This window comes from Gelidibacter sp., from assembly GCF_039916245.1.
Taxonomy (GTDB): domain Bacteria; phylum Bacteroidota; class Bacteroidia; order Flavobacteriales; family Flavobacteriaceae; genus Gelidibacter.
Genome location: NZ_JBDSLS010000097.1, coordinates 1 through 3,686, shown reverse-complemented (window position 1 = coordinate 3,686; position 3,686 = coordinate 1). Strand labels below are relative to the sequence as shown.

The following is a 3,686-nucleotide window of genomic DNA, read 5'->3' as shown; positions in this document are numbered from 1 at the left end:
CGCCTTTGGTCATGGCGTTATCAATATCTTCTGCGGAAGCGATATTCCAGAATAAAGCATCGGCTGCTTCGTTAATGAGCATGACCAGGACACGGTCGAATATTTGTTGTGGCAAGTTTTTATCATGTGAGCCCTTCCCTTGATAGTAATCACGTTCAAGAATGACGATCGCTCCATTTTTATCATAATCATAATAGCCTTTTCCTGATTTCCTGCCCAAATAACCCGCTTCTGAAAAACGTTTTTGAGTGAAGGATGGCTTATATCTTGGATCAAAATAAAATGCAGTGAACACCGTTTCTGTGACCGTATAATTGACATCATTCCCAATAAAATCCATGAGTTCAAAAGGCCCCATTCGGAAACCCCCTAAAGTTTTCATGCTCTCATCAATGGTATGAAAATCGGCAATGCCTTCTTCATAAATCCGTAGAGCTTCTCCATAAAATGGTCTTGCCACACGATTCACGATAAATCCAGGAGTATCTTTTGCAACGGCGACCACTTTTTTCCAATCAGAAATAATCTTTACTGATTTTTCAAGAACTTCTTTTGAGGTTTGTATAGCCGGAATAACTTCTACCAACTGCATCAATGGCGCGGGATTGAAAAAATGAATCCCAATACAACGTTCTGGTCTATTTAAGGAAGCCGCAATCGAAGCAATGGACAAACTTGAGGTGTTTGATGCGATGATACAGTTATCAGACACATAAGTTTCCAATTCGGAAAAGACTTTTTTCTTAATGTCCAGATTTTCAATAATAGCTTCAATTGTCAGATCGGAATCTGATAAATCCTTTAAATTATTTACGTAATAAATGTTATTTTGAATGCGTAATTTTTCTGTAGAATCAATACGTTCTTTTTCAACTAATCGCGACAGAATTTTCTCCAAAGCTACTTTTGCTTTATCCAAGGCTTCTTGATTGGTGTCGTATAATTTCACTTGACAGCCAGATGTTGCTGCTACTTGTGCGATGCCGCTGCCCATGGTTCCTGAGCCGAGAATTCCGATCAATTTGATTGTTGATTGTTGATTGCTGATTTTTGATTTTTGATTTGTCATAAATATATTATTTCAGCTTTAAGGATGCAGTTTTTATACTAACAACAAAAATAGAAATGAGTTCGTCGTTTTCTTTTATTAATTTATCTAAGCCTTCAATGTCTAAAATAAGCTGAGCACCTTTTTGGATTTTCATGTTAACTAAACACTCGCGAAGTTCTTTCAAGCAAATTATCATTTTATGAAGAAAATCTCTAGAAGATTCGCCACCTCTCGCCTCTCCATAATTTAAAGCTGCTGAAGTTGCAGATCTTATGAGTTGTTTTGCCAAATGTTCTGATGCGAATGAATTGTCGATCTTCTTGCAAATCAGAATGACATCGATAGCAAACTGAATAAGTCGCTCTTCTAATTGGTTTGGTCTCATATTCCTAATTTATTACTTCAAAAAATCAAAAATCGCAAATCTTCAATCACAAATCATTTACCTTTAAAATTAGGCTGTCTTTTTTCAATAAACGCAGCAACTCCTTCAGCATAATCTTCAGTTTGCGCGGCTTCAATTTGCAATTTAGATTCTAAAGCTAATTGAGCTTCCAAATCATTGGTCATCGATTTATTGAATAATTCTTTAATCAGACCTAATGCTTTTGTTGGCATATTAGCGAGTTTTAAAGCTAGTTCGCTGACGTCAGCCTCAAAAAACTCTAAAGGAATAACTTTATAAATCATTCCCATTTTTTCAGCTTCTTCTGCAGATACTTTATCGCCTAACATGGCAATTGCTAAAGCTTTTTGAAAACCAATCAATCGTGGTAAAAAGAAGGTTCCAGCGCTATCGGGTACCAAACCAATAAGACTGAATGCTTGTATAAAACTTACTTTTTCGTGAGCGACAACAATATCGCAGGCCAAAGCAATATTTGCCCCTGCTCCTGCAGCAACACCATTTATAGCGCCAATGATTGGTTTTTTAATAGATCGAATTCTCGTGATTATAGGATTGTAATGCTCTTCGAGAATCTTTTTGAAACCTGGATTTAATTCTGGCGATGTGACTTCTTTTAAGTCTTGACCCGCACAAAATGCTTTTCCGTTTCCTGTAAGAACAATTGCTCTTACGGCATCATTTTTCTCACAAGCATCTAAAGTATCCTGAAGCAAAAATGCCATTTCACGATTGAAACTGTTGAAGACCTCTGGCCGGTTGAGCGTGATGGTGGCGACACCGTTTTTAATATCTAGTAAAATTGATTTCATTTTATATGATTTTTGATTGAAGATTAACGACTTTTGATTGTTGAACTATCTCACTTCTTAAATCAACAATCATAAATCAGCAATCGTTGATCTTTTTATTTTAAACATTTAAAGTAATCAAAAGGCTCATGACAATCGTTGCACTGAAATTGTGCTTTGCATGCCGTTGAACCAAATTGACTTACCAATCTCGTATTTATGGATCCACATTGTGGACATTTAACTAAGCGCTTTCCGTGCAATAACACATCTTTATCCGCTTCTGCGTTTAATGGCGCTGCAATGCCATAATCTTCCAGAGACTTTCTTCCTCTTGGGGTAATCCAATCTGTTGTCCAAGCTGGCGAGAGAATTAATTCGACTTCTGAATGGTATCCTGCTTTTTTTAAAGCTGCTTTAATATCATCGCCAATCACATCCATTGCTGGGCAACCACTGTAAGTTGGTGTGATTTGAACTTTCACGATGTCATTTTCAATAACCGCAGATCGTACCACTCCCATATCCATTATTGAAAGGACTGGGATTTCTGGATCGGAAACCGCTTCCAGGATCGCGATCAGTTTTGGGTCGATATGTTGTTCTGTGCTTGTCATGATTTATTTAAGATTGAAGATTAACGATTTTTGATTTTTGAAGTCCTTCTAAAATCAACAATCAAAATTCAGCAATCAACAATGCTCTACCATTCCATATTAGGATACGTGCGTTGCATGTATTGCAATTCGGCCAATAAAAACCCCATGTGTTCGGTATGAATGCCCTGCTTTCCTCCTTTTTGGAAGTATTTTGATTCGGGAATAGTCAAAGTGGCTTCTTCCAAAACGCTATTTATTTTTGTGTAATATTTTTCTTTTAATTTTGTGACATCTACACCAATTCCTTCCTGAACCATGGCTTTATCGGCTTCGGTTTGATGGAATAACTCATCGGTATATGTCCATAAGTCGTTGATGGCATTTTGTGTTTTTTGTTGACTTTCATCGGTTCCGTCGCCCAATCGCTTGATCCAATCGGTTGAAAAACGCTGATGATAGCTCACTTCTTTAACCGATTTTGTAGCAATTGCCGCCAACGTTAAATCCTTGCTTTTCTGTAATTCGGTTAAAAACAGTAAATGATACACATCAAATAAAAAATGACGCACCATGGTGTAAGCAAAATCTGTGTTAGGCTGTTCCACCAACAAGACATTTACATACTCGCGTTCTTTGCGAAGCATGGCGATATCGTCTTCGTTCCGACCATCTCCTACAAGTTTTGCCGCGTATTGGTAATAGCTGCGCACTTGTCCAAATAAATCGAGGGAGATATTTGTGCAAGCGATATCAGTTTCCAAACTTGGCCCATGTCCGCAGAGTTCGCCCATGCGTTGACCGAGGATGAGACTGTTGTCGGCGATTCCGAGGATGTAGTT

General features: G+C 37.8%; 5 protein-coding genes. All 5 read right to left on the bottom strand.

Annotated elements, in window-relative coordinates; genetic code table 11:
• Positions 1-1,069: 3-hydroxyacyl-CoA dehydrogenase NAD-binding domain-containing protein (locus ABIQ28_RS04745; protein ID WP_348035695.1), on the bottom strand; the 1,069-nt coding region annotated here is incomplete at its 3' end.
• Positions 1,070-1,076: 7 nt separating this feature from the next.
• The gene (locus tag ABIQ28_RS04740; protein ID WP_348035693.1) at positions 1,077-1,436 is read right to left on the bottom strand and encodes a four helix bundle protein; all 360 of its coding nucleotides are present in this window, start codon (positions 1,434-1,436) and stop codon (positions 1,077-1,079) included.
• Positions 1,437-1,489: 53 nt separating this feature from the next.
• Positions 1,490-2,269, bottom strand: coding sequence for an enoyl-CoA hydratase-related protein (locus ABIQ28_RS04735; RefSeq protein ID WP_348035692.1), 780 nt, complete (start codon positions 2,267-2,269; stop codon positions 1,490-1,492).
• 95 nt (positions 2,270-2,364) lie between these two features.
• A complete protein-coding gene (gene paaD, locus ABIQ28_RS04730; protein WP_348035690.1) occupies positions 2,365-2,865 on the bottom strand; it encodes a 1,2-phenylacetyl-CoA epoxidase subunit PaaD in 501 nt (166 codons plus the stop codon).
• Between the two features lie 86 nt (positions 2,866-2,951).
• Positions 2,952-3,686 (bottom strand): 1,2-phenylacetyl-CoA epoxidase subunit PaaC (gene paaC / locus ABIQ28_RS04725; protein WP_348035688.1); only part of this gene is annotated, 735 nt, incomplete at its 5' end.